The organism is Actinospineispora spinosispora DSM 44797, assembly GCF_000429025.1.
GTDB classification, from domain to species: Bacteria; Actinomycetota; Actinomycetes; order Mycobacteriales; family Pseudonocardiaceae; genus Pseudonocardia; species Pseudonocardia spinosispora.
In genome coordinates this window covers 333,769-358,747 of sequence record NZ_KE386837.1, presented here as the reverse complement: position 1 = coordinate 358,747, position 24,979 = coordinate 333,769, and the positions used below count along the sequence as shown (strand labels likewise).

At 67.9% G+C, this 24,979-nt stretch carries 33 protein-coding genes; 16 read left to right on the top strand and 17 right to left on the bottom strand.

The features are described 5' to 3' along the window. A partial coding sequence (locus G406_RS56395) for a transposase (RefSeq protein ID WP_156935425.1) occupies nucleotides 1-287 on the top strand: 287 nt, incomplete at its 5' end. Between the two features lie 48 nt (nucleotides 288-335). Here the strand turns inward: G406_RS56395 and G406_RS0140615 are convergent. From G406_RS0140615 to mshA, 3 genes are all read right to left on the bottom strand, one after another. After that, the gene (locus G406_RS0140615; protein WP_169736881.1) at nucleotides 336-785 is read right to left on the bottom strand and encodes a DUF3574 domain-containing protein; all 450 of its coding nucleotides are present in this window, start codon (nucleotides 783-785) and stop codon (nucleotides 336-338) included. A gap of 71 nt (nucleotides 786-856) precedes the next feature. Next, nucleotides 857-1,345, bottom strand: a complete 489-nt coding sequence (locus tag G406_RS0140610; RefSeq protein ID WP_028938312.1) for a type III secretion system chaperone family protein — start codon at nucleotides 1,343-1,345, stop codon at nucleotides 857-859. Further along, a complete protein-coding gene (gene mshA / locus G406_RS0140605) occupies nucleotides 1,342-2,655 on the bottom strand; it encodes a D-inositol-3-phosphate glycosyltransferase (protein WP_425414682.1) in 1,314 nt (437 codons plus the stop codon). Before mshA ends, G406_RS0140610 begins: the two co-directional genes overlap by 4 nt. Before the next feature lie 78 nt (nucleotides 2,656-2,733). On the opposite strand from mshA, the gene G406_RS0140600 reads away from it, so the two are divergent. Beyond that, the gene (locus G406_RS0140600) at nucleotides 2,734-3,480 is read left to right on the top strand and encodes an SDR family NAD(P)-dependent oxidoreductase (RefSeq protein ID WP_028938310.1); all 747 of its coding nucleotides are present in this window, start codon (nucleotides 2,734-2,736) and stop codon (nucleotides 3,478-3,480) included. Between the two features lie 128 nt (nucleotides 3,481-3,608). Here G406_RS0140600 and G406_RS59490 read toward each other — a convergent pair whose 3' ends face one another. Together G406_RS59490 and G406_RS52915 are read right to left on the bottom strand one after the other, a co-directional pair. Next, entirely contained in the window at nucleotides 3,609-3,803 is a 195-nt protein-coding gene (locus G406_RS59490; RefSeq protein ID WP_084216778.1) for a DUF397 domain-containing protein, read from the bottom strand. After that, nucleotides 3,778-4,644 (bottom strand): helix-turn-helix domain-containing protein, encoded by an 867-nt coding sequence (locus G406_RS52915; RefSeq protein WP_051343338.1) that lies wholly within the window; start codon nucleotides 4,642-4,644, stop codon nucleotides 3,778-3,780. The genes G406_RS59490 and G406_RS52915 overlap by 26 nt, the downstream gene beginning before the upstream one ends. Before the next feature lie 125 nt (nucleotides 4,645-4,769). On the opposite strand from G406_RS52915, the gene G406_RS0140585 reads away from it, so the two are divergent. Then, nucleotides 4,770-5,003: a hypothetical protein gene (locus G406_RS0140585; RefSeq protein ID WP_028938309.1), complete on the top strand. Its 234-nt coding sequence runs from the start codon at nucleotides 4,770-4,772 to the stop codon at nucleotides 5,001-5,003. 66 nt (nucleotides 5,004-5,069) lie between these two features. On the opposite strand, the gene G406_RS0140580 is transcribed toward G406_RS0140585, so the two are convergent. Next, a complete protein-coding gene (locus G406_RS0140580) occupies nucleotides 5,070-6,230 on the bottom strand; it encodes a L,D-transpeptidase (protein ID WP_245607398.1) in 1,161 nt (386 codons plus the stop codon). Between the two features lie 103 nt (nucleotides 6,231-6,333). Between G406_RS0140580 and G406_RS0140575 the strand changes: the two genes are divergently transcribed. Together G406_RS0140575 and G406_RS0140570 are read left to right on the top strand one after the other, a co-directional pair. Then, complete coding sequence (locus G406_RS0140575) at nucleotides 6,334-6,642, top strand: type II toxin-antitoxin system Phd/YefM family antitoxin (protein WP_028938307.1); 309 nt, start codon at nucleotides 6,334-6,336, stop codon at nucleotides 6,640-6,642. After that, complete coding sequence (locus tag G406_RS0140570; protein WP_028938306.1) at nucleotides 6,639-7,037, top strand: PIN domain-containing protein; 399 nt, start codon at nucleotides 6,639-6,641, stop codon at nucleotides 7,035-7,037. Before G406_RS0140575 ends, G406_RS0140570 begins: the two co-directional genes overlap by 4 nt. A 508-nt stretch (nucleotides 7,038-7,545) precedes the next feature. On the opposite strand, the gene G406_RS57635 is transcribed toward G406_RS0140570, so the two are convergent. After that, the gene (locus G406_RS57635; RefSeq protein ID WP_156935424.1) at nucleotides 7,546-7,695 is read right to left on the bottom strand and encodes a hypothetical protein; all 150 of its coding nucleotides are present in this window, start codon (nucleotides 7,693-7,695) and stop codon (nucleotides 7,546-7,548) included. Between the two features lie 17 nt (nucleotides 7,696-7,712). On the opposite strand from G406_RS57635, the gene G406_RS0140555 reads away from it, so the two are divergent. From G406_RS0140555 to G406_RS0140545, 4 genes are all read left to right on the top strand, one after another. Then, nucleotides 7,713-8,648 carry a hypothetical protein gene (locus G406_RS0140555; protein ID WP_028938304.1) on the top strand — a complete coding sequence of 312 codons (936 nt, stop codon included), beginning with the start codon at nucleotides 7,713-7,715 and terminating at the stop codon, nucleotides 8,646-8,648. 147 nt (nucleotides 8,649-8,795) lie between these two features. Beyond that, on the top strand, nucleotides 8,796-9,122 hold the full coding sequence (locus G406_RS57630; RefSeq protein WP_156935423.1) for a hypothetical protein: 327 nt from the start codon (nucleotides 8,796-8,798) through the stop codon (nucleotides 9,120-9,122). Next, nucleotides 9,122-9,478, top strand: coding sequence for a hypothetical protein (locus tag G406_RS57625; RefSeq protein WP_156935422.1), 357 nt, complete (start codon nucleotides 9,122-9,124; stop codon nucleotides 9,476-9,478). Before G406_RS57630 ends, G406_RS57625 begins: the two co-directional genes overlap by 1 nt. Nucleotides 9,479-9,502: 24 nt before the next feature. Then, nucleotides 9,503-9,868, top strand: a complete 366-nt coding sequence (locus G406_RS0140545; RefSeq protein WP_028938302.1) for a hypothetical protein — start codon at nucleotides 9,503-9,505, stop codon at nucleotides 9,866-9,868. On the opposite strand, the gene G406_RS0140540 is transcribed toward G406_RS0140545, so the two are convergent. Both G406_RS0140540 and G406_RS0140535 read right to left on the bottom strand, forming a co-directional pair. Continuing rightward, entirely contained in the window at nucleotides 9,865-10,620 is a 756-nt protein-coding gene (locus G406_RS0140540; RefSeq protein WP_156935421.1) for a hypothetical protein, read from the bottom strand. The genes G406_RS0140545 and G406_RS0140540 overlap by 4 nt on opposite strands. A gap of 25 nt (nucleotides 10,621-10,645) precedes the next feature. Then, nucleotides 10,646-11,707 (bottom strand): UDP-N-acetylmuramate dehydrogenase, encoded by a 1,062-nt coding sequence (locus G406_RS0140535; protein WP_037081042.1) that lies wholly within the window; start codon nucleotides 11,705-11,707, stop codon nucleotides 10,646-10,648. 34 nt (nucleotides 11,708-11,741) lie between these two features. Between G406_RS0140535 and G406_RS0140530 the strand changes: the two genes are divergently transcribed. From G406_RS0140530 to G406_RS0140520, 3 genes are all read left to right on the top strand, one after another. Continuing rightward, complete coding sequence (locus G406_RS0140530) at nucleotides 11,742-12,242, top strand: DUF2505 domain-containing protein (protein WP_028938299.1); 501 nt, start codon at nucleotides 11,742-11,744, stop codon at nucleotides 12,240-12,242. After that, nucleotides 12,227-13,129 (top strand): formyltetrahydrofolate deformylase, encoded by a 903-nt coding sequence (purU, locus tag G406_RS0140525; RefSeq protein WP_245607397.1) that lies wholly within the window; start codon nucleotides 12,227-12,229, stop codon nucleotides 13,127-13,129. Before G406_RS0140530 ends, purU begins: the two co-directional genes overlap by 16 nt. Nucleotides 13,130-13,250: 121 nt before the next feature. Further along, the gene (locus G406_RS0140520) at nucleotides 13,251-13,871 is read left to right on the top strand and encodes a carboxymuconolactone decarboxylase family protein (protein WP_037081040.1); all 621 of its coding nucleotides are present in this window, start codon (nucleotides 13,251-13,253) and stop codon (nucleotides 13,869-13,871) included. 44 nt (nucleotides 13,872-13,915) lie between these two features. Here the strand turns inward: G406_RS0140520 and lon are convergent, their stop codons facing one another. The 4 genes from lon to G406_RS52905 all read right to left on the bottom strand — a co-directional run bounded on the left by lon (nucleotide 13,916) and on the right by G406_RS52905 (nucleotide 18,118). Beyond that, entirely contained in the window at nucleotides 13,916-16,237 is a 2,322-nt protein-coding gene (lon, locus tag G406_RS0140515; protein WP_028938296.1) for an endopeptidase La, read from the bottom strand. A 76-nt stretch (nucleotides 16,238-16,313) separates the two neighbouring features. Next, on the bottom strand, nucleotides 16,314-16,598 hold the full coding sequence (locus G406_RS0140510) for a DUF2516 family protein (RefSeq protein WP_051343353.1): 285 nt from the start codon (nucleotides 16,596-16,598) through the stop codon (nucleotides 16,314-16,316). 273 nt (nucleotides 16,599-16,871) lie between these two features. Next, the gene (locus G406_RS52910) at nucleotides 16,872-17,591 is read right to left on the bottom strand and encodes a hypothetical protein (RefSeq protein ID WP_156935420.1); all 720 of its coding nucleotides are present in this window, start codon (nucleotides 17,589-17,591) and stop codon (nucleotides 16,872-16,874) included. An 86-nt stretch (nucleotides 17,592-17,677) separates the two neighbouring features. Further along, nucleotides 17,678-18,118 (bottom strand): helix-turn-helix domain-containing protein, encoded by a 441-nt coding sequence (locus G406_RS52905; RefSeq protein WP_051343351.1) that lies wholly within the window; start codon nucleotides 18,116-18,118, stop codon nucleotides 17,678-17,680. 146 nt (nucleotides 18,119-18,264) lie between these two features. Between G406_RS52905 and crcB (G406_RS0140495) the strand changes: the two genes are divergently transcribed. Continuing rightward, nucleotides 18,265-18,684: a fluoride efflux transporter CrcB gene (gene crcB, locus G406_RS0140495; RefSeq protein ID WP_084216775.1), complete on the top strand. Its 420-nt coding sequence runs from the start codon at nucleotides 18,265-18,267 to the stop codon at nucleotides 18,682-18,684. Then, nucleotides 18,681-19,037 carry a fluoride efflux transporter CrcB gene (gene crcB, locus G406_RS0140490; RefSeq protein WP_028938293.1) on the top strand — a complete coding sequence of 119 codons (357 nt, stop codon included), beginning with the start codon at nucleotides 18,681-18,683 and terminating at the stop codon, nucleotides 19,035-19,037. The genes crcB (G406_RS0140495) and crcB (G406_RS0140490) overlap by 4 nt, the downstream gene beginning before the upstream one ends. Nucleotides 19,038-19,194: 157 nt before the next feature. Here crcB (G406_RS0140490) and G406_RS0140485 read toward each other — a convergent pair whose 3' ends face one another. Both G406_RS0140485 and G406_RS52900 read right to left on the bottom strand, forming a co-directional pair. Further along, nucleotides 19,195-20,484, bottom strand: coding sequence for a DUF445 domain-containing protein (locus G406_RS0140485; RefSeq protein WP_028938292.1), 1,290 nt, complete (start codon nucleotides 20,482-20,484; stop codon nucleotides 19,195-19,197). A 182-nt stretch (nucleotides 20,485-20,666) separates the two neighbouring features. Next, the gene (locus G406_RS52900) at nucleotides 20,667-21,320 is read right to left on the bottom strand and encodes a bifunctional DNA primase/polymerase (RefSeq protein WP_037081036.1); all 654 of its coding nucleotides are present in this window, start codon (nucleotides 21,318-21,320) and stop codon (nucleotides 20,667-20,669) included. Nucleotides 21,321-21,591: 271 nt separating this feature from the next. Between G406_RS52900 and G406_RS0140475 the strand changes: the two genes are divergently transcribed. Beyond that, the gene (locus tag G406_RS0140475; protein ID WP_028938291.1) at nucleotides 21,592-22,509 is read left to right on the top strand and encodes an NAD-dependent epimerase/dehydratase family protein; all 918 of its coding nucleotides are present in this window, start codon (nucleotides 21,592-21,594) and stop codon (nucleotides 22,507-22,509) included. A 191-nt stretch (nucleotides 22,510-22,700) separates the two neighbouring features. On the opposite strand, the gene G406_RS0140470 is transcribed toward G406_RS0140475, so the two are convergent. Continuing rightward, nucleotides 22,701-22,904, bottom strand: a complete 204-nt coding sequence (locus G406_RS0140470; protein WP_028938290.1) for a cold-shock protein — start codon at nucleotides 22,902-22,904, stop codon at nucleotides 22,701-22,703. Nucleotides 22,905-23,131: 227 nt separating this feature from the next. Continuing rightward, nucleotides 23,132-23,836 (bottom strand): hypothetical protein, encoded by a 705-nt coding sequence (locus tag G406_RS55070; RefSeq protein WP_028938289.1) that lies wholly within the window; start codon nucleotides 23,834-23,836, stop codon nucleotides 23,132-23,134. A 123-nt stretch (nucleotides 23,837-23,959) separates the two neighbouring features. On the opposite strand from G406_RS55070, the gene G406_RS0140460 reads away from it, so the two are divergent. Next, on the top strand, nucleotides 23,960-24,964 hold the full coding sequence (locus tag G406_RS0140460; RefSeq protein ID WP_028938288.1) for an NADP-dependent oxidoreductase: 1,005 nt from the start codon (nucleotides 23,960-23,962) through the stop codon (nucleotides 24,962-24,964). The last annotated feature ends 15 nt before the right edge of the window (nucleotides 24,965-24,979 follow it).

Genomic DNA, 24,979 nt, shown 5'->3' with positions numbered 1-24,979 from the left:
CACCAGTCAGCCGCATCTCCGGCACCAGCATTAAAGGCGAACACCCCGCACGCACCGGCAACCGCAAACTTAAACGCGCGTTCTTCCTCGCCGCGTTCGCCGCCCTGTCCGACCCCACCAGCCGCGCCTACTACGACCGCAAACGAGCCGAAAAGAAAAAGCACAACGCCGCCCTCATCTGCCTGGCCCGACGACGCTGCGACGTCCTCTACGCCATGCTCCGAGACCACGCCCTCTACCGACACCCAAGCAACTCACACGCCCCGAAACTCCCAGCCGCAGCTTGACAAGTGCCATAGGGACACCCCCCCGCAAGTCCCAGACCACCGGGACCGCTAAAAACTCACGCAGCTCGGGTCCTGGTCGTCGACCCGCAGCACGGACTCCTGCGCGAACTTCTGCTTGTACAGCTCCCGAATCCGGTCGATCTTGCTTCCGCTCTCCCCGTCCGTACTGACCGGGTAGATCAACACCAGCACCTGGCTCCGCTCCCGCACCAGCCGCCCGTCCGCCCCACGGAACTGTCCGCTCCCGGGCAGCACGGTCAGGCCGTCCGGGAACAACGGGGTCACCTCGGCGTCGACGAACGCGGTGAACTCCTGGTCGCTGATCGGCTCGCCGACGGCCCGGTTGGTGCCGAAGAACAGCTCGGTGCGCGAGTAGGCGTCACAGGCGCCTCGAGCAGGCGAGGCCGGGGCGGGCGGCCCGGGAGCCGGCTCCGCCGCGCACCCGCCGAGCAGCGCCAGCGCGACACCCACCAGAGCGACCCTTGCCTCGATCACCACGAACAGCTCCTCATCATCGGTCCGATATCTGAGGAGCATCGTGTCCGGTGCCGGGCACGCCCACCACCGATTTAGGAGTCGTTGACCAGCGATTCGAACGCGGCGAGGTTCGCCAGGGACTCACCCCGGTCGACGCGCCAGGCGTACTCACGGCGGATCGACGAGGCGAACCCGAGGCGCAGGAACGTGTTGAAGTCACCGTCGGCCGCCTCGAGTACCTGACCGAGCAGCCGGTCGATCTCGTCGGCGGTGACCGCGTGCAGCGGGGTGCGGCCCACCAGGTGGATGTCGCCGACCTTGTCCAGCGCGTAGTGCACGCCGTACAGCTTGGCGTTGCGGCGCAGCATGAAGCGGTAGACGTCCTCGTGCGCCTCGTCCGGCTGCCGGCACACGAACGCGCCGACGAGCAACGCGTGCGTGGACACGATCAGCCAGGTCGGCGTCTGCAGCCGCGCCGTGCCCGGGACCGTGACCAGGAACCGCCCGGCGCCGTGGCGCTGGTACTCCAGCTCACGGTCGTCCAGTGCGGAACCGATCAGCTCGTCCAGGTCGGCGCTCACCCGGCCAACCCTTCCAGACCGAGCCGCGCGCGGAACTCGGCACCGGCGTCGACGTAGGTGGTCAGCAGGGCGTCGGTCGTACGGTCCCAGGAGAACCGCCTGGCGTGCTGGACGGCGCCGGCGGACAGTTCCGCCCACCGCGCGGGCCGCAGCGCCACCGACGCCAGGGCACCGGCCCAGGACGCCGCGCCGTGCCCGGCGACGAGCAACCCGGACCGGCCGTCCGCCACCGCGACCGGCAGCCCACCGACCTCGGCGGCCACCACCGGAGTCCCGCAGGCCTGGGCTTCCAGCGCGACCAGCCCGAACGACTCGTTGTGGCTGGGTACGGCGACCACGTCGGCCGCCCGGTAGACGGTGGCCAGCTGCTCGCTGGGCCGGGGCTTCAGGAAGCGGACCACGTCGGCGATGCCGAGCGTCGCCGCGAGCTTGCGTAGCGCGGTCGGTTCGGCGAGCCCCGAACCCGAGGGGCCGCCCACCACCAGCACGGTGAGCCGCCGGCGCAGGTCGCGCCACACCGACTCGCCCCGGGTGCGGGCCTGCGCGAGCATCTCGGCGGCCGCGTGCAGCAGCACGTCCGGCGCTTTGAGCGGCTGGATGCGCCCGATGAAGGCGAGCACGACGGCGTTCGACGCGATGTTCAGCTCTCTGCGCGCCGCGGTGCGGTCGCCCGGGGTGAACCGCGCCAGGTCGACGCCGGGCGGGATCGTGACGGTGCGGTTCGGGTCGGCGTCGTACAGCTCGACCAGCTGCCTGGTCTCCTCGTCGGTGTTGCCGACCAGCCGGTCCGCCTCCGCGACGACCTGCTCCTCACCGATCAGCCGGGCCCGGGGCTCCGGGGTGTCGCCCTCGGCGAGCAGCGCGTTCTTGACCTTGGCCAGGGTGTGTGCGCTGTGCACCAGCGGAACGCCCCACCGGTCCCTGGCCAGCCAACCGGCCTGCCCCGACAGCCAGTAGTGCGTGTGGACGACGTCGTAGTAGCCCGGTTCGTGCTGCGCCTCGGTCCGCAGGACGCCACCGGCGAACGTGCACAGCTGGCTGGGCAACTCGTCCTTGCTCAGCCCTTCGAACGGCCCGGCGGGCACGTGCCGCACCAGAACGCCCGGCGCCATCTCGATGGCCGGCGGCTGGTCGGACGACGTCGCCCTGGTGAAAATCTCCACCGCGACCCCGCGCTCCGCCATCCGCAGCGCGGTCTGCTCGATGTAGACGTTCATGCCGCCCGCGTCGCCGGTACCCGGTTGTTCCAACGGCGACGTGTGCACGGACACCAGGCACACCCGCCTAGGCAGGGACGCAACGCTGGCCAACCGGTAACCCCTCACGTGGTCTTGATAGCACGACGCCACCGCGCGCACCCGGCGGCGGGGTTATTAGGCTGGCGTTCCGTGACCAGCAACAGCCCCGAACGTCCCACCGCCGTCGTCACCGGAGCGAGCTCCGGGATCGGCGCGGCCACCGCCCGTCACCTGGCGGTTCAGGGTTTCCACGTGGTACTCGGCGCCCGGCGTCTGGACCGGATCGAGAAGATCGCCACCGAGATCGGCGGCACCGCGCTGTCCCTGGACGTCACCGACAGCGATTCGGTCGACGCCTTCGTCTCAGCGATCCCCTCAGCCAGGGTGCTGGTCAACAACGCGGGCGGCGCGAAAGGCCTGGAGTCGGTGGCCGACGCCGACGAGGCCAACTGGCGCTGGATGTGGGAGACCAACGTCATGGGGACGCTGCGGATCACCAAGGGCCTGTTGCCGAAGCTCATCGCCTCGGGCGACGGGCACGTCATCACGGTGACGTCGGTGGCGGCGTTCGAGGCCTACGACAACGGGTCCGGGTACACCTCGGCCAAGCATGCGCAGGCCGTCCTGCACCGGACGTTGCGCGGTGAGCTGCTCGGGCAGCCGGTTCGGTTGACCGAGGTCGCACCGGGGCTGGTCGAGACGGAGTTCTCGGCCGTCCGGTTCTCCGGTGACCAGGACAAGGCCGACAAGGTCTACGAGGGGCTGACCCCGTTGTCGGCCGACGACATCGCCGAGGTGATCGGGTTCGCGGTCAGCCGGCCGGCTCATGTCAATCTCGACACCATTGTGGTGAAGGCCCGGGATCAGGCTTCCGCCACTCGGGTTCATCGTTCCTGAGCGGGTGCCCCAAGGGTTCCACTTTGCACACCGTCGTGCTGTGTCGCACATGTCCGGACGTGTGCGACACAGCACGACGGTGTGCAAAGTCGCCCGCGCGCACCACCGCCACCGGGCGACTGTGTTCCCTAGGCCCCGAGTCCCCGTACGAATGATCCCCACTGGGAAGCCGTGAACGCCAGGATGGGGCTGGTCGAGGCGAGCTTGCTGTCGCGCACACCCACCCAGCCCGACACCTCGGTGCTGACCTCGACACAGTCGTCTGCCCGTTTCGAGTAAGCGGACTTACGCCAGGCACTAGCGCGACTCAACGCCTCCGCCACGTCCTGCTGCTCCACCGCTGAACTCCCGTACTGCACTCTGAAGCGCGGCGCGGGACTCAGCGGACGAAAGTGCCCGCTCCTGTAGCCGGATGAACACGTCCCGATACGCCGCGACCTCTTCGGCTGCCTCGTAGTAGATCGCTTGCATCGTGTTCTCCACGTAGCTTACGCCCTGGTCACCAGGCATATTTGGCGGGAACGAGAGCAGCTGGAAGCTACCGCCGATCCCGGGGTGAGCACCCAACGACACTGGCAGTACCTGAATCTCGACATTCGGCCGGTCCGCCAGCTCCGCAAGATAAGTCAACTGCTCGGCTGCCACCTCCGCGCCGCCGACAGCTCGCCGCAGCACTGACTCGTCCAGGACCGTCCGCACTCGCACCTGTGGGTCCTCGCGCTCCAGGATCTGCTGCCTGGCGCTGCGCAGGCTGATCCGCTCGACTACCTCTTCGTCGCTCAGATCAGGGCCGTCATCCCGGATGACAGCTTCAGCGTAGGAAGGGAGCTGAAGCAGGCCGGGCACCACCATCGCCGCATAGCTGTCGATGCGGGTCGCTATGTTCTCCAGGCCCAGGAACAGGTCGAACTCCTTCGGCACGGCGTCCTGGTAGGCCGCCCACCAGTCCTTGCCCTTGCGGGCGGCGGTGAGCATGTCGATGAAGAACTCGGTGCGGTCGGCGGCGCCGTAGAAGTCGAGCATCACCTCGATCTCGGCGGCGCGCGGCAGGTTGCGCATCGTCTCGACGTGCGACACGTGCGAGACCACGCAGTGCAGCCGCTGCGCGACCTGGCTGCGGCTGATCCCGGCGTCCTCCCGGATCTTGCGGAGCTCGAACGCCATCCAGCGCTTCAGAATCGTCGGACTTGTTGACGCGAGAACCACTTGATCTCCCCCTTGACCACCACGACGTATCACGTTACAAATTCACCACGCGCTCTCGCGCACAGAGAATCTATGGGGGTCAGATGTTATCTGGTGCCGATCCGTCCTGGGCGACACTGCCGGATACCGAGAACGGCAGGGCGATCGAGTCGGCGGCTCTGCTGCTGCTGAAGTTCAGCGAGAAGGGGTGGGAGCAGCTGCTCTTCGAGCACCGCGACGACGACGGGCACTGCCGCAGCTGCCGCACGATCTCGCCGTGCTCGCTCCTGCTGATCGCCCAGCGAACTCAGTTCCTGTCGGTCCGACGGCCGTCCTGAACCGGCGGGGCCGGGCCTGTGGCTGCCTCCACCCCGGCCCCGCCATCCCGCTCAGTCCAGCCCGGCTCAGTCGAGCGCGGAGAGGCTCTGCCACTTGGGCCAGTCGAGGGTCCAGGCCCAGATGTCGCCGTCGCGCGCCGACAGGTTCACGCCGGAGCCGGTGACCTCGACCGGGTCGCCGTACATCGCCATGTCGTAGTAGGCCTTGGCGTCCTCGGTGGACAGGTTGACGCAGCCGTGGCTGACGTTCGACGAGCCCTGCACGCCGGTGGTCTGCGGGTTGGCGTGGATGAACTCGCCGTTGTTGCTCATCCGGACGGCCCACTTCTCCATCACGTCGTAGCCGTACTGCTCGCTGCGCATCCGTTTGTCGGTGAACTTCTCGGTGATGACGTGGATGCCGGAGCGGGTGTTGCGGTTCGGGTCGGAGTCCAGGCCGTAGCTGGCGGGATAGTTCGCCACCTCCTGGCCGTCGCGCAGCACCACGAGCTGGTGACTGTTGACGTCGGCCTTCGTGACGAGCGCTCGGCCGATGGAGAACGTCGTGCTCAGGTCGGTCGTGCCGTACGCGCCGGCGCCGTAGGAGACGCCGAACAGGTTCGCGGTGACCTTGACCTCGGTGCCGGACTTCCAGTACTCCCTCGGCCGCCAGAACACCCGCGAGCCGCCGCCCTCGTCGGGCAGCCAGCCCCAGGCGCCTTCGGTGGGCACGGACGTCTCGATCGACAGCGCCCGCTCGGCGGCGGCACGGTCCTCGATGTGCGAGTTGAACTGCAGCAGGATCGGCGCGGCGACACCGACGGTCCGACCGTCGCCGATGTTGAACGTGGCCCTGACCTGCTTCGACGGCTTGACGGTGCTGAACGTCCCGGCGATCGGAACGGTCTTGCCGTCCACGTCGACCGCGCTGCCGCTCCAGGTGTAGGTGGTGCCGTAGGCGAGCGGCTCGCTGGTGATCCAGGTGCGCCGGTCGGGAGCCAACGTGCCCGGCACCGCCTTGCCGCCGGCTGGGGTGAGCGCGACGTCGCGCAGCTCACCGTCCTTGGCTGTCACGCTGATCTCGGTCTTCGGCCCGATCGGCGGCCCGCCGGCCGGCGGCTGATAGCTGAGGCTGACCTTCGGCGGGCTCGGGGCGAACACCGACTCCAGCGGCGACCCCTCGTCCTCCTCGACGCTCGCGCCGGCCCACACCCCGCCGCCGCCGACGAGCACGATCGCGAACGCCAAGAGAATCCGTTGTAGCCCCACCCCGACAGTCTGCCTCCTCTCCCTGTGTTACTGACCTCTAACCGAAATAGCGCAATGTGCTATCAATCGCTACGATCGGAGCGTGGCTGAGGTCATCAAGCAGTCCGAGCTGCGCAATGACAACGCGGCCATCATGCGACGCGTCGCGCGGGGCGAACGTTTCACCGTCACCGTCAACGGGGTGCCTGTCGCCGATCTTGTTCCGCATCAGCGGGATCAACGGCGGACGACGATACCCGCGGCGGAGGTGGACGCTCTGCTTCGTGGCCTGCCGCCGATCGATGTCGAGCACTGGGACAGGGACATGTCCGAGATCGATGACCTCCTCGGGGACAGCGCGCTCGGTCCGGCGCAGGACGATGAGGTCCATCCCGATCCGACATCGCAGTGACCGGCGGCCTCGCGCTTCCTGACACGTCGGTCTGGATCCAGCCCCCAGCGAAGGGTCTGGCTGCATACGCCAAAGAGTTGGCCATCAGCATGATCACCGTTGCCGAGCTTCAGTACGGCGCCACAGTGCCCGACCAGCTCCAGAGCCTTGCGCGACGGCGGCGCTTGCAGATCATCCTCGACAACTACGCCGTGCTGCCGCTCGACCTGCCGACCGCCGAGCTCTATGGCGTCTTGGCCAGCATGGTCCGGCAGTACGGGCACAACCCCCGGCCCCGGCGGCTCGACCTGCTCATCGCGGCCACCGCGGCGCGTCACCAGATGACTCTGCTCACCCGGGACAAGAGTGGTTTCACGGGCCTCGAAGCGGCGGTTCACGTCGTGCAGGTCGACTGACCTCCCACGACCGAACGCAGCGAACAAGCAGTTGGTTGCCGCCGTCCCGCTGTCCGTAGATTCGGCCAAACCGGGACCGTCGGAATCCTCGATCCCATATAGTCCATACCGTCTGTTCCGGCAGCCGCACGTGGGGGACGAATGCGTAGCGCACTGTGGTCTGTGGTGTCGCTATTGGTTCTCGTGGCGAGCGCACCTTCACCACCGGCGGTCAGTCACCCCGTCTCGCCGGTATCGGCGATCTCCTCCGGCACGGGTTGGGCGCAAGCCGATCCCGCACCGCCGCCGCCCGGCGGTGGCGGCGACAAGGGCCCGGAGCCGGGACCCAAGCGCAGCACGGACAACTCCTCGAATTCATCGTCCGGTAACAGTGGGCCGGGGCCCACCGAGGTGGCGCACCCGAACCCGAATTCGCCCGCGAACGGACAGAACAACGGGAACTCGTCCACCACCACACAACCGGCCGCACCGCCACCGGTCGCTAGTGCTCCCGCGACAGGCCAAGGCGTCACCCCCACCACTGGCCCGGCCGCACCTCCGGTACCGACTCGCGCACCCACAGGGCAGTCGTCACCGACACCAGCTCCGGTGGCACACCCAGCGGCAACGGCCTCGAACGCGGCGCCACCACCGCCGACGCCCGGTCCGCCCCAGCCATCCACCGCCGTAATACCTGTGACCTCAGCCGGGAGTACACCGACCGACGATGCCGGACACCCGATCACCGCGGCCGCCGGGCCTAAACCGCTGAGACCGGACGCCGAGAGCACCAACGTGCTACGCGACTTCCAGAACTCACTGCCTCCCGAGCTTCAGGAGAAGACACCGAACTTCGGCACGACCCCGGTCGACCGCAATCAGCTGTCCGCGCTGGTCGCCCAGGCACACGGCAACCCCGACGAGTTCAACGCCGCGCTGAAGAATCTTGCCGGTCCGGATCCGAAGGTCAGCTCGACGCCGGTGGTGCTGCGCGACGGCAACGGCAACACCGGGACATCGAACCTGTTCCAGGTCAAGGGCGCCGACGGCAAGAACTACTTGATGGACAGCCAAGGCGCCCACTACACCGACTTCGACGACTACCTCAGGAACAACCCGCTCCCTGAGGGCCTGACCGTGACCCGACCGGCGGATCTCGGTGATCCCACCGGCGACGCGGGGTCGTTGATAACCAGCCCGGCGCACCCGGCCACCGGTTTCTGGCCCACGATCGAAAAGGGCGGCAAATGGCTGACCGCCACCGGCAAATCACTCAGAGAGCAAGGCTCCGCCCTCAACTCTGAAACTCCGACCCTGTCGACCGGGCTCGGAAGCGGGCTGAACTCCGCGGGTGCCGGCCTCGAATTCCTCGGCAGTATCGTCACCGGCGTCAGCTCCGGCGAGGATTTGACCAGCCGTGTCCGGCACGGCCAAGGAATTGCCCTGGACGACCCCCGCGCTCAGGCCGACTACCTCAACGTCCTCAGTGGCGCCTCCAACGTGGCCGCTGTCTTCGGGGGCGCGGCGGGCGCAGACGGAAGAGAAGCGGCAGCCATAGCCGCTGCCAGGGGTGCATCAGTCTTGGCTGCCCCCGGGGTGGGGAATCAGGCAGGTCAGCTCTATCAGGACTAGGACAAACTCAGCCCCGCCGAGCGACTGACTCGGGGCGCGGAACTCACCACCTCCGCGGGCCTGCTCACCGCACCCTTCGTCGGAAAGCTAACCCCCAAAGGTGAGTCAGCTGCTCAACCAGGTGGCGGACAAGTTCCTAGGCCAATCATGGAGGAGGGCAAGTTCGACTACATTTTCGGCAAGGTCACCTCAGGCCCACACAACACGGCTCGATCCGTTCAGATGAAGGAGCAGCTGGCACGTATTGGGATTTTCGATTCACCACAGAGTCGACAGCTCCTTAGAGAGAACCTAAGCGAAGCCAGCGCTTCGTCCAGCAACATACAACGCGCATTCGAAACAGAATACGGAAAGTTTGAAGTTCGCGACTCCCTCCTCGCCGGTCCTCGCGGGATATTGAAGATTGAATCGACATGGCAGCAGACTGACAATGGACTGAAGCTGATCACGATCATCCCCTACGGAGGGAAATAATGGGCGTCCGAGAATTTATCACACCCACTGAAGAAGAGTGGATCGACGCGCTTGGAGTGACCCCCGAGCGCGCAGAAGGCGAAGACTTCATATATCTACTGCACTACCCAATAAACTCCGATGACCACTTCGACCTCAGTTTCGATGTGGTCGGAAGCTCCGTACGTTTTCGCTGGAGCCAAGGAGAGGAGGCCCTCGTTGACATCCTTCGCGAGGGAGCTCGCCGACTCCTGGTAAATTCCGGCGCAGGCGAGGCATACCTGCGAATAGAATTCGATACGGCCGACCTGCACGGACAACTCACCATTCGAGTCCTGCCGGCCATCCGAATCGAAGACCAGCTACTTTTTTCCTGAAGAATTACCAGAGAGGATGGCTCGGTGAGTGTCTCGCAGAAGCAGGCAGGGCGGGGTACTGCGCTGACCGTCTCGCTGGCCGTCTTCACCTTGTTCGAGATCTTCGCACTGGTGATCAACTTCTTGGTGTGGCAGCAGATCGTCACGCATGGCCAGAGGAACCCCGAGGTCCCGGCCGGTGCCATGGTGCTACTCGTCGTGGCGTTGATCGCGCTCGCCGGCGTGTGGCTCTGGTGGAGGAAGGCCGTGTACCTGCTTGCCGCCGTCGTTGCGGTCGCGGTGGTCTACGACTCCGTGTTCGGACTGGCTTCGCTCGCGTTGCTGATCAGGCTCGTGCTGATCGCCGCACTGGGCTGGTGCATCAAGCAGAAGTGGGAGTCGTTCCGCTAACCACGACCCGGCTGATCAGGTCCGGGTATGTCGGGCAGGTTGTTGTTGCGGAGGAAGTCGTTGTAGTCGTCGAACACCTCGCCCTGTGAGTCGACGATCTGGTAGCTCGCAGCGTCCTTCGCCGGCACCAGGGTGAGGACCTGCCGGCTCATCTGACCCGTGACCGGGCTGGTGGCGACGAACTGTTCGAGATAGAGGGTGTCCGGGTTCGCGCCCAGCCGCTCCAGCGTGGCCTTGACCTTGTCCGCCGACGGCGGCCCGGGGTCCTCGGCGCATCCCGCCAACCCCGCCAACAGGGCGATCACCAGGAGGATTCGCATATATCTCCCCCGCTTCAGCGCCCGGCGCTGGGCACGGGGCATCCGGTATCGATCCTGATAGTTCCTGGGCCTGGCCGGGACCTTCGCCACCAGCAGCAGGCCGGTCAGACCAAGTCCGAACAGCACCAACGACCAGATGAACCGGGGACTCTCGACCGACGCGCAGGCCGCCGGTCCCGATGGCGCGGCCAGTTCGTGGTCACTGGTCCCCACGATGTTCGAGCAGTCGAGGCGAACTCCGTTGACCAGGTGCGCCACCTGCCCGGTGCCGGTGTCCGAGTAGACGAAGTTCTGTTCGGTGGTCCACCACGAGTAGCGCGTCGCGATGTCGTACGGAGCGGGGTGGTCCTTGCCCGTCACGTAGACGACCGTGACCGGGACCAGCAGCAGCCACACCGATGCGACGACCGCCAGCACTGCCGGGCCGAGCACCCACCAGCGCGGTCGGCTGAACAACTCAGATCGCGCAGCCGACGAGGACCGGCTCCGGCGTGAGGGTCACGCCGAACGCGGCATGCACGCCGTCGCGGACCTCGCGGGCCAGCTCCAGGAGGTCCCCCGTCGTTCCCTCGCCTCGGTTGGTCAGCGCCAGCGAGTGCCGGCTCGACAGCGCGACCCGGCCGCCGGGACCGAGATGGCCCCGGGAGAAGCCGGCGTTCGAGATCAGCCAGGCGGCGGACAGCTTGACCCGGTCGTCGGGCTGCGGCCAGCTCGGCATGTCGCGACCGCGCAGCGCCTCGGGCAGTTCGGACAGGACCGGGTTGGTGAAGAACGAGCCTGCGCTCCACGTGTCGTGGTCGGTCGCGTCCAGCACCATGCCCTTGGACCGGCGCAGCTCCAGGACGGTCTCACGCACGGCGGCGGCCGGCACCCGGTCACCCAGCTGGACGCCCAGTGTCCGGGCCAGCTCTGCATAGCGGATCGGACCGCTCAGCCGCGCCGGGTCCGCGCCGAGCTTCAGCCGGATCCTCAGCACCACCGCGTCGTCCCGGCCCTTCAGCGCGCTGCTGCGGTAGCCCAGCCCCAGATCGGCGGCCGGTACGTGCGAACGGACGACACCGGCCCGACGGTTGTACAGGTCCACGTCGACCAGCAGTTCGGCGATCTCCACGCCGTATGCGCCGACGTTCTGCACCGGCACCGCGCCGGCGCGCCCGGGGATGCCGGACAGGCACTCCAGGCCGGTCAGTCCGTCGGCGAGTGAGTCCTCGACCACGGTGTCCCAGTTCTCGCCGGCGGCGACGGTGAACAGCACGTCCCCGTCGCCGGTTGGCTCGATGGTGCGGCCGATGTTCGCCACCCACACGGTCGTGCCGGGGACGCCGGAGTCCGCAACGACCAGGTTCGAACCGCCGCCGAGCACCAGCAGCGGGTCGCCGTCGGCGTCGGCCGCGCGGACCGTGGACACGACCGCTTCCACCGAGTCGGCGCACACCAGCCGCCGTGCCGGGCCACCCAGGCGCAGGGTGGTGAGCTCGGACAACGGGACAGCCAACCGGATCGGGGTCGAGGTCGTCACGGGGGTTAACGGTAGTCAACGGTAATGTCTCGGCATGCCTCGGCCGATCCGTCACCAGTCGCGATACCCGCTCGCCGCGCAGCAGACGTTCGCCGAGCTGGTGAGCCGCGAGTACCTGGAGGCCAAGCTCGCCAGCATCGGCGGCAACAACGCCGCACTGCTGGAGCATGCCAGCGACGACACCACCGCGAAGTACACGCTGCGCCAGGGCGTGAGCCGGCAGTACCTGCCGAGCGCGGTGCAGAAGTTCCTCAGCGGCGACCTGATGATCGAACGCACCGAGACCTGGCGCAAGGTCGCCGACGGCCGGTACGAGGGCAACGTCGCCGCCAGGGTGAAGGACGCCCCCGGCAACATCGGCGGCACCCTGCGGCTCGGTGACCTGTCCGGCGCCGAGTGCGAGTTCAGCATCGACGGCCAGGCCAGGGTCGACATCCCGCTGTTCGGCGGCAAGATCGAGACCGCGATCGCGGAGCAGGTCGTGAAGCTCATGGAACGCGAGAGCCGGTTCACGGCGGAATGGCTGAACCGCTGATGCCGGAGGCTCCCGACCGCCAGTACGTCATCACGTTCAGCTGCCCGGACCGGACCGGGATCGTGGCGCGCATCTCCGGGTTCCTGTCCGACGCCGGTGGCTGGATCACCGAGGCGGCGTACCACACCGACAGCTACACCGGCTGGTTCTTCACCCGCCAGGTCGTCAGGGCGGACTCGCTGCCCTTCGAGGTCGACGAGCTGCGTGACCGGTTCGCCTCGGTCGCGTCGTCGCTCTCCGACCAGGCGCAGTGGCAGGTCACCGACACCGGCGAGACCAAACGCATCGTCGTGCTGGTCACCAAGGAAGGGCACTGTCTGCACGAGCTGCTCGGCCGCGCCGCCAGTGGCGAGCTTCCGGCCCGGATCAGCGCGGTGATCGGCAACAACGACGCGCTGCGCGGCATGGTCGAGGCGCACGGGCTGCCGTTCTCCTACGTCCCGTTCCCGTCGGCCGGTGCCGACCAGGCCGCACGCGACGCGGCGTTCGACGAGCTGGCCAAGCAGGTCGACGCGCACGATCCGCACGCCGTCGTGCTCGCCCGGTTCATGCAGATCGTGCCCGCGCGGCTGTGCGAGGCGTGGGCCGGCCGGGCGATCAACATCCACCACAGCTTCCTGCCGTCGTTCGTCGGCGCCCGGCCCTACCACCAGGCGCACGCGCGTGGCGTCAAGCTCATCGGCGCGACGTGCCACTACGTGACCGCCGACCTGGACGCGGGGCCGATCATCGAGCAGGACGTCATCCGGATCGACCACGGTGACCTGATCACCGACATGGTGCGGCTCGGCCGGGACGCGGAGAAGCTGGTCCTCGCCAGGGGGCTGCGCTGGCACCTGGAGGACCGGGTCCTGGTTCAGGGCAACAAGACCATGGTCTTCACCTGATTCCAGCGTTTGGTGACGCCGACCACAACGGGCACGCTATGCTCTGTAGCTCACAATAGTTGCGCAGTTACGCAACGTTATTCCGCAGTTCAGTCGAAGGTCGGGGGGCCGGGGGAAACTGATGCACGCCAGCATGCTCGACAAGGCAGCTGTCACCGCGCTGGAAAGGTTGGGTACACGTCTCTGGGGCTTCCCGCCCAACCTGATGAAGCCGATGGTCTCCCAGCTCGGGCCGGTGCGCGCGCTGTGGTGGTTCGCCCGGAACATGCCGCGCTACCAGCGGACGCTCCGCGTGCTCGGTCCGCTGCGCACCCATCTACTGTGCGTGACGATCTCGCTGTTGAACGGCTGCGCGTACTGCAGCCACGGGCACACCTACGCGTTCGAGCTGGTGTTCCTGCGTGAGCACGGCAAGCTGTTCCAGCGTTGCCCGGAAAGCCTCGAGACGCTGTGCGGCCTGCCCCCAGCCGAGATTCGGATGCACATGCTCGAAGCGGCCCAGCAGGCCGGGCTGCACGACGACGTGCGCTGGGTGGATCGCGCGATGCGGCTGACCTTGAGCCCCGGCCAGCGCCCGACCGAGACCGACGACCTGCGGGTCGCGCACCTGGTGCGGATGTTCGGGGTCCTGAACCGGGTGACGATAGCCGACAAGACCCCGCCGGATGAGGCGCACGACCCGATCAACAAGGACGAAGACCTGAAGCGCCACTACCAGGAGCTCCAGGCCGAAACACCGTGAGTGCCGTGGCCGCCTATAGGCGGCCACGGCACTCACGGGTCAGGTCAGGCGGCGTGGGCGGTGAGCGTGGCCTCGACCGGCTCCAGGGCCAGTTCGAGGACGTCAGCCACATCGGCCACCGGGTAGATCTTCAGTTGGGAACGAACCGACTCGGGCAGGTCGTCCAGGTCCGGCTCGTTGCGCTTCGGGATGATCACCTCGGTCAGCCCGGCCCGGTGCGCGGCGAGCAGCTTCTGCTTCACCCCACCGATCGGCAGGACCCGGCCCTGCAGCGTGACCTCACCGGTCATGCCGACGTTCGCCTTGACCGGTCGCCCGGTGGCCAGCGACGCGAGCGCCGTGGTCATCGTGACACCGGCCGAGGGGCCGTCCTTCGGGACCGCGCCGGCCGGCACGTGGACGTGCAGCTTCTTCGAAGCCAGCTCCCCGGCCAGGCCCTTCGACCGCAGGTAGCTCAGCGCGATCGAGACCGACTCCTTCATGACGTCGCCCAGCTGACCGGTCAGGGTCAGGCCCGCCTCGCCGTCCATCGCTGTCGCCTCGATGAACAGCACGTCACCACCGGCTCCGGTGACCGCGAGACCCGTTGCCACACCGGGCACCGAGGTGCGCTCCGCCGACTCCGGGGTGAACCGGGGCCGACCCAGGTAGGTGACCAGCGCATCGGCGTCCACCGACACCGGCGCCTCGGCGCCCTTGTCGAGCGACACCGCGACCTTGCGCAGCACCTTCGCCAGCCCGCGTTCCAGCTGACGAACGCCTGCCTCACGGGTGTACTCGGCGGCGATCATGCCGAGCGCGACCTCGCTGAACTCGACGTCGGACGGCTCCAGACCGGCCTTGTCGATCTGCCGGGGCAGCAGGTGGTCACGCGCGATGGCGACCTTCTCCGCCTCGGTGTAGCCGTCCAGGGTCACCATCTCCATGCGGTCCGCGAGCGGGCCGGGGATGGTGTCCGCGACGTTCGCGGTCGCCAGGAACAGCACGTCCGACAGGTCGAGGTCGACCTCGAGGTAGTGGTCGCGGAACGTGTGGTTCTGCGCCGGGTCCAGCACCTCCAGCAGTGCGGCGGTCGGGTCACCCCGGAAGTCGCTGCCCACCTTGTCGATCTCGTCGAGCAGCACGACCGGGTTCATCGCGCCCGCCTCACGGATGGCACGCACGATCCGGCCGGGCAACGCACCGACGTAGGTGCGCCGGTGACCGCGGATCTCCGCCTCGTCCCGCACGCCGCCGAGCGCGACCCGGACGAACTTACGACCGAGCGCACGGGCGACCGACTCCCCCAGCGACGTCTTACCGACACCGGGAGGCCCGACCAGCGACAACACCGCGCCCGATCCACGACCGCCTACGGTCGACAGTCCGCGCCGGTTGCGCCGGGCCCGCACGGCCAGGAACTCGATGAGCCGTTCCTTGACGTCGTCGAGGCCAGCGTGGTCGGCGTCCAGGATCGCCCGGGCGGCAACCAGGTCGTCGGTGTCCTCAGTGCGTTCGTTCCACGGAATGTCCAGCACCGTGTCCAGCCAGGTACGGATCCAGCCCGACTCCGGGCTCTGGTCCGAGGCCCGCTCCAGCTTGCCGACCTCGGTCAGCGCGGCCTTGCGGACGTGCTCGGGCAGATCGGCGTTCTCGACCCTCGTGCGGTAGTCGTCGGCGCCTTCCGGCTCGTCCTCGCCCAGTTCCTTGCGAATCGCGGCCAGCTGCTGGCGCAGCAGGAACTCGCGCTGGGTCTTCTCCATGCCTTCACGGACGTCGTCCGCGATCTTCTCGGTGACCTCCTGCTCGGCGACGTGCTCGCGCGTCCAGCCGATCAGCAGCTCGAGCCGCTTCGTCGGGTCACTCTCGTTGAGCAGTTGCAGCTTGCGTTCGGTGTCCAGCCAGCTGGACCAGCCGGCGGTGTCGGCGAGCTGACCGGGGTCGGTGATCGACTGCACCGAGTCGATGACCTGCCATGCGTTGCGCCGCTGCAGCAACGACACGACCAGCGCCTTGTACTCCTTGGCGAGCTCTTCGGTGCGGCCGGTGACCTGGCCGTCGGTGATGGGGGTGGCCTCGACCCAGAGCGCGGCACCCGGTCCAGTCACTCCGGAGCCGATGCGGGCGCGCTGCTCACCTCGGACGACCGCGGCGGGCTCGCCGGTCGGCATCCGGCCGACCTGCTCCAGGACCGCGACGGTGCCGACGGCGGCGTAGTGGCCGTCCGGGCGGGGGACCAACAGGACCCGGCGCTCGCCCTCGGCTGCCTGGGCAGCATCCACGGCGGCGCGCGGCTCGGGCTGGTCAAGACGGATGGGGACAACCATGCCGGGCAACACGACCGAATCGGTCAGTGGCAGGACCGGCAGCTTCAGTGTGTCTGTCATGCCCGCTACAACACTTACACCGTTGCAGTCATTCCAGACGTACGTATGAACTTGAGTCGGGTTCGCTCAAGGTGAACTAGCGACGGCCGCCCTGGACCTCGATGAGACTCGGTCGCACGTCCACCAGGTACACCAGCTCGGCGATCAGCCCGGCAACCCAGAACAGCGTCATCGGGCCACCCCAGAACGGCTGACCGGTGAACGGACCCAGCGGATTCAGCGGATCGCCGGTGATGATGAGGACGACCAGACCGATACCGGTGATCGCCAGCCACGCCGGCTTGGTGAGCTTGTCGGCGGCGGTGAACGCATCCGGACGCGAGGTCACGGCATGGATGAACGCCCATGCACCCAGCGGCATGCCCAGGATCCAACAGATCCAGAGGATGTACTCGTCAAGTCTGTAGAGCGGCTCCACTGGTCCAGAGTAGCCCCTCGTGAGTGGCAAGTGGTTCTACCCCGAAGGGGCGCCGCAGGCGTAGCGCCACTCGCCACTCTCGACCGCTTTTTGGTCGTGAGTGGCGAGTGGCGCTATAGGACCACTTGCCACTCACGAGATCGGTAGACCGGACCACCTGGGAGCGCGTAAACGCCCCCGGAGCGTGGGCTCCGGGGGCGTTTCTGTCGAGCGGTCTTACTTGGCGGTGCCGTTGGTGGTGCGGGCCTTCGCAACCGGCTTGCGCGGCGCGGTGCGGTTGGCGGCCTTGCGGGTCGCGCTGCGGGTCGCGGTCGCGGCCTCGTCACCGGCCTCGGTGATCTCCTCGGCAACCTCGGCGCTGACCTTGGTCACGGTCTCGGCGGTCTCACCGGCGATGCGCTTGGTGGCGCGGGCGGCGCGCTCGCCGACCGAACGAGTCTCGGTGCTGAACCGGCCGAGAACCTCTTCGCCGGTGTCGTGCACGTTGTCGACGGCCTTCTCGACGCTCTTCTCGACGCGCTTGTTGGCGTCCTCGACGGCGTCGATGACCTTCGCCACGCGCGGCTGCTTGCGGATGCGCTCGAGGGTGACCTCGCCGCGGTCGGCCAGCTCGTTGTAGCGCTTGCGGGCCTCCTCGGTGACCTCGTCGTAGCGCTTGCGCAGCTCCTCGGTGGTCAGCTTCTCGCGCAGCTCGGTCGGCAGGTCGCTCAGCTGGTCCTGCAGCTTCTCGGCGCGGGCCTTGGCGGCGTCACGGCGCTCGGTGGCGCGGGTGCGGGCCTCGGCGACGGCGTCGTTGACCTTGTTGACCGCGAGGTCGCCGGCACCGAGCCAGGCGAGCAGCGGCGTGCGAACCAGCTCGACCTGCGCGCTGACGACCTTGTTGGCCTGGGTCCGAACCTTGCGGACGTCGGCGGAGGTGGGAAGTGAGACTGCCATGGTGATCACCCTTCTCGGTGGTTGGTCGAACTCGCGATCCACCCGTCGGGTGTCGCGTCACGTGTGTATTCGGATGGACGGACTGGCTACTGCTTCTCGACAGCCCTGTCGACGTCGGTCGCATCTGCCCAGTCGGCCGGGCGGACTCGGTCGTTCTCCCGCTGGAATGACTGGTAGACGTCGAGCAGGACCTGCTTCTGTCGCTCGGTCAGCTCGGTGTCCGCGAAGATCGCGTCGGACACCGCGCTGGCAGGGCGCTGCTCGAGAATTCCGGCCCGGACGTACAACGCCTCCGCCGAGATCCGCAGCCCCTTGGCGATCTGCTGCAGAATCTCCGCCGAGGGCTTACGTAGCCCTCGTTCCACCTGGCTCAGGTACGGGTTGCTGACCCCCGCGACCTTGGCGAGCTGACGCAGGGAAACCTGCGCGCCCTCGCGCTGCTGCCGGATGTAGGCGCCGATGTCCTCGACCGCCTGCCCCACGGCGTGGCCGACCTGCTCGACCGGGTTCTGCTCGGTCTTGCCCATGTCGTCCACCTCCCTGGTTCCTGTCCTTACAGATACCGACAGTACGCCCTCGTGCTAGCTAGAGCAAGCACTGCGCTTGCAGAACTTACGTGGCCTGCGCCACGCCGGTGCCCGCTCTCAGGAACGACCCGGAATGATCGGTCCCCGTGACTGCACCTTCTGGACCGCTGACCGGGCAGGGACCGGCGTTCGGCGTGGTCGCGCTCGGTGGCGCGCTCGGTGCGCTGGCCCGCTACGGCCTGGCACTCGCGCTGCCGGCGGAGCCTGGCACGTTTCCCTGGGCGACCTTCCTGACGAACGTGGTCGGCGGGTTGCTGATCGGCATACTGATCGCGGCGCTCACCGAGGTGCGTCAGGCGCATCCGTTGGCCCGGCCGTTCCTGGTCACCGGGATCCTCGGCGGGTTCACCACGTTCTCCACCTATGCCGTCGACGTCCAGCACCTGCTCGCGGCGCACGCGGTCGGTACCGCGCTGGTGTACCTGTTCGGCACGTTGGCGGGTGCGCTGCTGGCCACCTGGGTCGGCCTCGCGGCCACCCGGTCGATCGGCGGGGTGGCCCGATGACCGTGTTGTTGGTGCTGATCGGCGGCGCGATCGGTGCGCCCGCGCGCTACCTGACCGACCGTCTCGTGCAGTCCCGCCACGACAGCGGCTTCCCGTGGGGCACGTTCACCGTCAATACGGTGGGCTCGCTCATCCTCGGTGCGGTGCTGGGCTCGTCGGCGTCCCCGGAGCTGACAGCGCTGATCGGCACGGGCTTCTGCGGCGCGCTCACCACGTACTCGACGTTCGGCTACGAGACGGTCACCCTGGCAACCACCCGCCGCCCCCTCTACGCAACCCTGAACGCCCTGGGCTCGGTGGCCGCGGGCCTGGGAGCCGCGGGCCTGGGCCTCGCCCTCGGCGCGGCCCTCTAGACCCGTGAGTGGCGAGTGGTCCCCTGAGACCACTCGCCACTCACGGCTCCTGACCTGCGGATACTGGGCGCCGCGAGCCTCGGCTTGGCCCTGGGCGCGCCCCTCTAACCCGTGAGTGGCGAGTGGTCCTATAGGACCACTCGCCACTCACGAGGTGTTAGATGAGCTGGGAGATCGTGTAGATCAGCAGGCCGGCCAGTGCGCCCACCACGGTGCCGTTGATGCGGATGAACTGCAGGTCCCGGCCCACCTGGAGCTCGACCTTGCGGGACGTCTCGTCGGCGTCCCAGCGGGCCACCGTGTCGGTGATGAGCGTGGTGATCTCACCCCGGTAGTGGCGGACCACGTAACCGGCGGCCTCCTCCAGCCATCCGTCGGTCTTGGCGCGGAACTCCTCATCGGTGGCAAGCCGGTTCCCCACGCGCACCAGACCGTCGGCCACCCGCTGCCGCAGCGCACTGGACGGGTCGGCCACCGCGTCGAGGATCATCGTCTTGACCGTGGTCCAGGCCTTACCGATGAACTTCTGCACGTCCGGGTGCTCGATGATCTGGTTCTTGATCTGCTCGGCACGCTCGATGGTCGACGGGTCGCTCTGCAGGTCCTGAGCGAACTCGACGAGGAACTTGTCCACCGCCTGCCGCATCGGGTGCTCCGGGTCGATCTTGACCGCCCAGGCGAACGCGAGCACCTCGCTGAACACCTTGTCCGCGATCATCGCGTCCACGAACTTCGGCGACCAGGTCGGCGCGTGGTCCGATACCACCCGCATGACCAGGTCGTGGTTGCTCCGCACCCAGTCGTAGGCGCGGTCGCACACCAGGTCGACCATCCGGTGATGCGTGCCGTCGACCAGCACGCCCTCCAGCACCCGGCCCATCGGTGGGCCCCACGGCTGCTTCATCAGCTGGCGGACGACGACCTGTTCGAGCACGTCCTGCACGTCCTCGTCGCGCAGCACCGTCACCGCCGCCCTGGCGGCGGTGGCCAGCTCGGCGGTCACCCGCTCGGCGTTCGACCGGTCGCCGAGCCAGACACCCAGCCGGTGCGAGATCCGCGTCCGGCGCAGTTTGTCGCGCACCACGTCCTCGGCGAGGAAGTTGCTGCCGACGAAATCGCCGAGGCTGTTGCCGATCTGGTCCTTCTTCGTCGGAATGATCGCGGTGTGTGGAATGGGCAGCCCCATCGGGCGGCGGAACAACGCGGTCACCGCGAACCAGTCGGCGAGCGCGCCGACCATTCCCGCTTCCGCCGCGGCTTTCACATAACCGACCCAGCCGGGTCCGCCTCTGGTCTGCCACCAGTGCGCGACGAAGAACAGCACCGTGGCCCCGACCAGGAACCCGGTGGCCACCGCCTTCATCCGACGCAGGTCACGGCGCTTGACGTCGCTGTCCAGCGCGTCCAGCCCGGCGGGCGTCAGAGAGGCACTCTCCACTTGAGACACAGACCCATAGTGCCCGGACTCGCACCTGTTTAAGCGAAAAGTGGCCGGGGTCAACGGTTGGGCGGAACCGTTGACCCCGGCCGAAACGCTAGGGCTGCTCCGGCGCGCCCCGGGCAGAGCGCGGCGGCAGAGCACATTCTCCTAGCGATCGTGCGCGGTCGTACGAAACCCGTCTGAGGGCATCAGGACCGCATTCCGGAAACGACGGCGGCCGGCCGCTGGGTCACCAGGCCTTCGTCGTCTTCGTTCGCGCGCCACCGAACTGCTTCGGCGGCGGCGCTGTGCACCAGCTGGGGCTCGGGCAACCGCCAGCCGCAGACCGACGGGTTGACCCGCCAGTGGACCAAGCCGTCGGCACATTCCGACGGAGGCGCGATCACCCAGGATCCCGCGCCGTGCAACACCACACCGGCCGAGGCGACCCGGTCGGCCAGCGCCGGACCACCCGGGCTGACCGGGAACCACCAGCGACCGACGGGGGTCGCGGCCAGCGGGGCCACCACACCGATCGAACGCAGTGTCCGCGCCACCCTGCCACCCATCCAGGCCGGCATCTCGATCACGTCGAGCACCGTTCCGGTGGCCAGCAGAACCGAGTAGGGCAGACCGGACCACCAGTCGGACACCTGCGACAGGTCGCCGCTCGCGGCGGCGATCCCACCGGCCAGGGCCGGCGTGGACTCCTTGGCGCCGGTCGCGCCGCCGGTGCCTCGCCAGCCGCCGTCCTGCCACCAGGTTCCCGGTACCACCGGCCATCCGTGGTCTGCCAGACAGAGCGCACCGGTTCGCAGCTCCGTGCCGTAGACGGCTCGGGAACTGTTCCACCATGACGACATCTGTCGGCCTCCAAACATCTTTATTGCTTTGTCTTGTGTGAAGCTCAACACAGGACTGTGGTCGAAGTCGCGCCCACACGGCCCAGTAGCGCTTACTGGGCGTGATAACTCGACGAGTGGGGACGCTGTTGATCACGGTCGGGTGAGGCGTTGGTGAACGGCGGATGACCGGCGTCTGCCCCAGGATCGGCGGCTACTCCATTCGGTTCAGCAAGCTGATCTACCGCCGGTCGCCGGGCGCTCCGTTCCCGATTCCTATAAGGATGGACGGATGCTGCTCATCACCGGCGCGACCGGCTACCTGGGGACCGTTCTCGCCACCCTGCTGCGTGACCAGGGCTTCGAGGTCCGCGCGGCCGTGCGCAACGCCGACCGAGCGCGCCTGCTGCCCGAGGGAGTGGAGTGGGCGATCGCGGACCTGGACGACCCGGATTCGCTGCGCCGAGCGGCGGATGGCTGCTCCGGCGTCTTCCATCTGGCCGCGTCGATCGGTGAGTCGCTCGAGCAGACCCGCGAGCTGAACGTCGAGGGAACCAGGGCGGTTCTGCGTGCGGCGCGGGACGCGGGGGTCCGCCGGTTCGTCCACACGAGCACGAGCGCCGCGATCATCGACCCGACCGGGCTCGTCGCCGAGGACGCCCCTGGAGGTACGGCGCTCGTCGATCCCTACTCCACCACCAAGGCCGAGGCCGAGCAGCTCGTCCTCGCCGAGAGCGGCGACGGGATGGACGTCATGGTGATGAACCCGGTCAGCATCTACGGGCCCAGCCCATCAGGTCCGCACAGTTACAACGGACTGTTGGCCTCGGCCGCCGAGGGGAAGGTCGAGGCGGTGGTCGACGCCGCCATCGGATGGGTGCTCGCCTCGGACGTGGCACTCGGGCATCTGCTCGCCTACCGACATGGGGAGAACGGACGGCGGTACGTGCTGTGTGGCGGGGTGGCCCGGTTCGGGGCCGTACTGCATCGGTACGCGGAGCTGGTGGGGAGCCCGCATCGGGTTCGGGTCCTACCGCCGGGGTCCTCGTTGGGGGCTGATGCTCCTACCTTCGCCCGACGGTCTGAGGTCTACGGGAAGCTGGCGCCGGTTCGGGTTTCCGACGAGCGGGCCCGGGGGCTCGGGTTCTCGCCGGTCGGGGTTGAGGAGGGGCTCGCGCTCACCGCTGCCTGGTTGCCTTCTACAGGGTGAACCTGGGTCCAGAGATCTTGTGAGTGGCGAGTGGTCCTATAGCGCCACTCGCCACTCACGACGAAAAGCGTGTCGTGAGTGGCGACTGGTGCTACGCCTTCGGCGCCGCTCCGCAGTAGAACCACCCGCCACTCACAAGACAAAAAGAACCCCGAGCGATCCTGTCGCCCGGGGTTCTCCTCTTGTCCTACTTAGATAACGCGTACACCGTCCGCCTGCGGGCCCTTCGCGCCCTGCGTGACCTCGAAGGTAACCCTCTGGTTCTCCTCGAGGCTGCGGTAGCCATCGCCCTGGATGGCCGAGTAGTGCACGAAGACGTCGGGGGAGTTGTCGTCAGTGGCGATGAAGCCGAAGCCCTTTTCGGCGTTGAACCACTTGACGGTGCCCTGAGCCATGTTTCTCCTGGTGTTTCTGCTATCGGACGACACCTTGCCGGCCGATCCGTTGCGGCAGAGCTCCGCCGACCAGGGAGGGTTCCCCCGACGAACGAAGCTCGGTGTCACGCTCCACGGACGCTTCGCAACGAGCGAGGAAAACACGACTGCAACGAGAAAAAACGTACCACAGGACGGACCGGACACGGCGTGTCGAATATTTGAGCACACCGATTCGGGTGGAGTGCTCAGTCCGAGGCAGCGGCCACGATCGCCTTCAGTTCGGACTCCGTCAGACCGGGGCTCAGCGGCCGCGCGTCGGCGTTCGAGACGACCACGCCGCGCTGCGAGGACGCGTAGTAGACACCGGTGAACAGGTTGTTGCGCTCGAGCGCGGTGATGTTGCCGGAGCCGGGACGGTCGACCACCGCGCGCAGTGCGGTGGCGCTGTCCTCGTCGGGCATGCTGACCCAGCAGACCGCGACCAGCGCGGTCCCCGACCGAGCGCCGCGCACCTCGAACATCGCCCGCTGCAGTCCCGCGCACGGGTGCGCCTTCAGGAAGCTCTGGGTTCCGCTGTACGACGCCGCGACACAGTCGCCGTCGGACCGGGTGCCCCGCTCGGTGACCTGGAAGCCACGTTGCTTCAGCCGTTCCACCACGGTGCTGACCGGCCCCGATGCCGTCGCGGCCGAGGGTGGTGGCTGCGCGGCGGGAGGCGGCGGCGCGACCGAGGGCGGTGCCGCCGCCGTGGGCAGCTGTGCCGGGGACGGCACGTCGGGTGAGGTCGCCAGGATGAACCCGACGATGCCGAAACTCAGGATGAGTGCCAGTGCAACGCCGGCCGCGAGCCAGCCGCGTTTGCCGTCGATGGCGCGCGTCAGGTCCAACTTCGCCCCTTCCTCCGACCGGCCGGGCATGATCTTGCGACCACACTCAACCTCGACCCGCACTCTAATGAGGCCCCTCCTTCGAGCTAATCGCCCCTCCCCGAGCTCACCCGCCGTGACGGGGACGGGCAAGATTCCCAGAGTGCGGTACTGCTCAGTAACTACGTCGAACGGGAGCGGACAAGGATGACCGAGGCCATCAACCACCAGGTTCGACTGGCACAGCGACCCAAGGGCGACATCCAGCCGAGCGACTGGGCGCACACCGACGAATCCGTGCCGACGATCGGCGACGGCCAGTTCCTGGTGCGGATCTCACATATCTCACTGGACCCGGCGATGCGCGGGTGGTTGAACGACGCCCCGTCGTACATCCCGCCGGTCGGCATCGACGAGGTCATGCGTGCCTTCGCCGCCGGTGAGGTGATGGAGTCCAACCACCCGTCGTTCACCGTCGGGAGCCATGTCACGGGCGTCTTCGGGGTGCAGGAGTACGCGGTGTCGGACGGCTCGGGAGTGCTGGCCGTCGACCCGTCGACCGTGCCGCTGCCCACCTGGCTGAGCGCGCTGGGGATCACCGGACTGACCGCCTACTTCGGGCTGTTCGACGTCGGCGCACTCGCCGACGGTGAGACCGTGCTCGTCTCCGGCGCCGCCGGTGCGGTGGGCACCGTGGTCGGCCAGCTGGCGAAGATCAAGGGCGCGCGGGTCGTCGGCATCGCCGGCGGTCCGGAGAAGTGCCGTTGGGTGACCGAGGAGCTGGGCTTCGACGACTGCCTCGACTACCGGCAGGACGGTCTGAGCAGGCGTCTGCACACGGCGATCCCGAAGGGCGTCGACGTGTTCTTCGACAACGTCGGCGGCGAGGTGCTGGACGCCGGGCTGGCGCAGCTCAACCGGGGCGCTCGCGTGGTGATCTGCGGCGCGATCAGCCAGTACAACCTGGACCGCGTCGAAGGACCGCGCAACTACATGAACCTGCTGGTCAAACGCGCCCGCATGGAGGGCTTTCTGGTTTTCGACTTCGCCGACCGCTACGGCGACGCGGCGAAGGAGATCGCCGGCTGGCTGGCCGAGGGCAAGCTCCGCTCCGAGGAGGACATCGTCCAGGGCACGGTCGCCGACTTCCCGGCAACTCTGCAGCGCCTCTTCCGGGGCGAGAACAAGGGCAAACTCATCCTGGCCATCTAGCGCGCCGCAAAACCA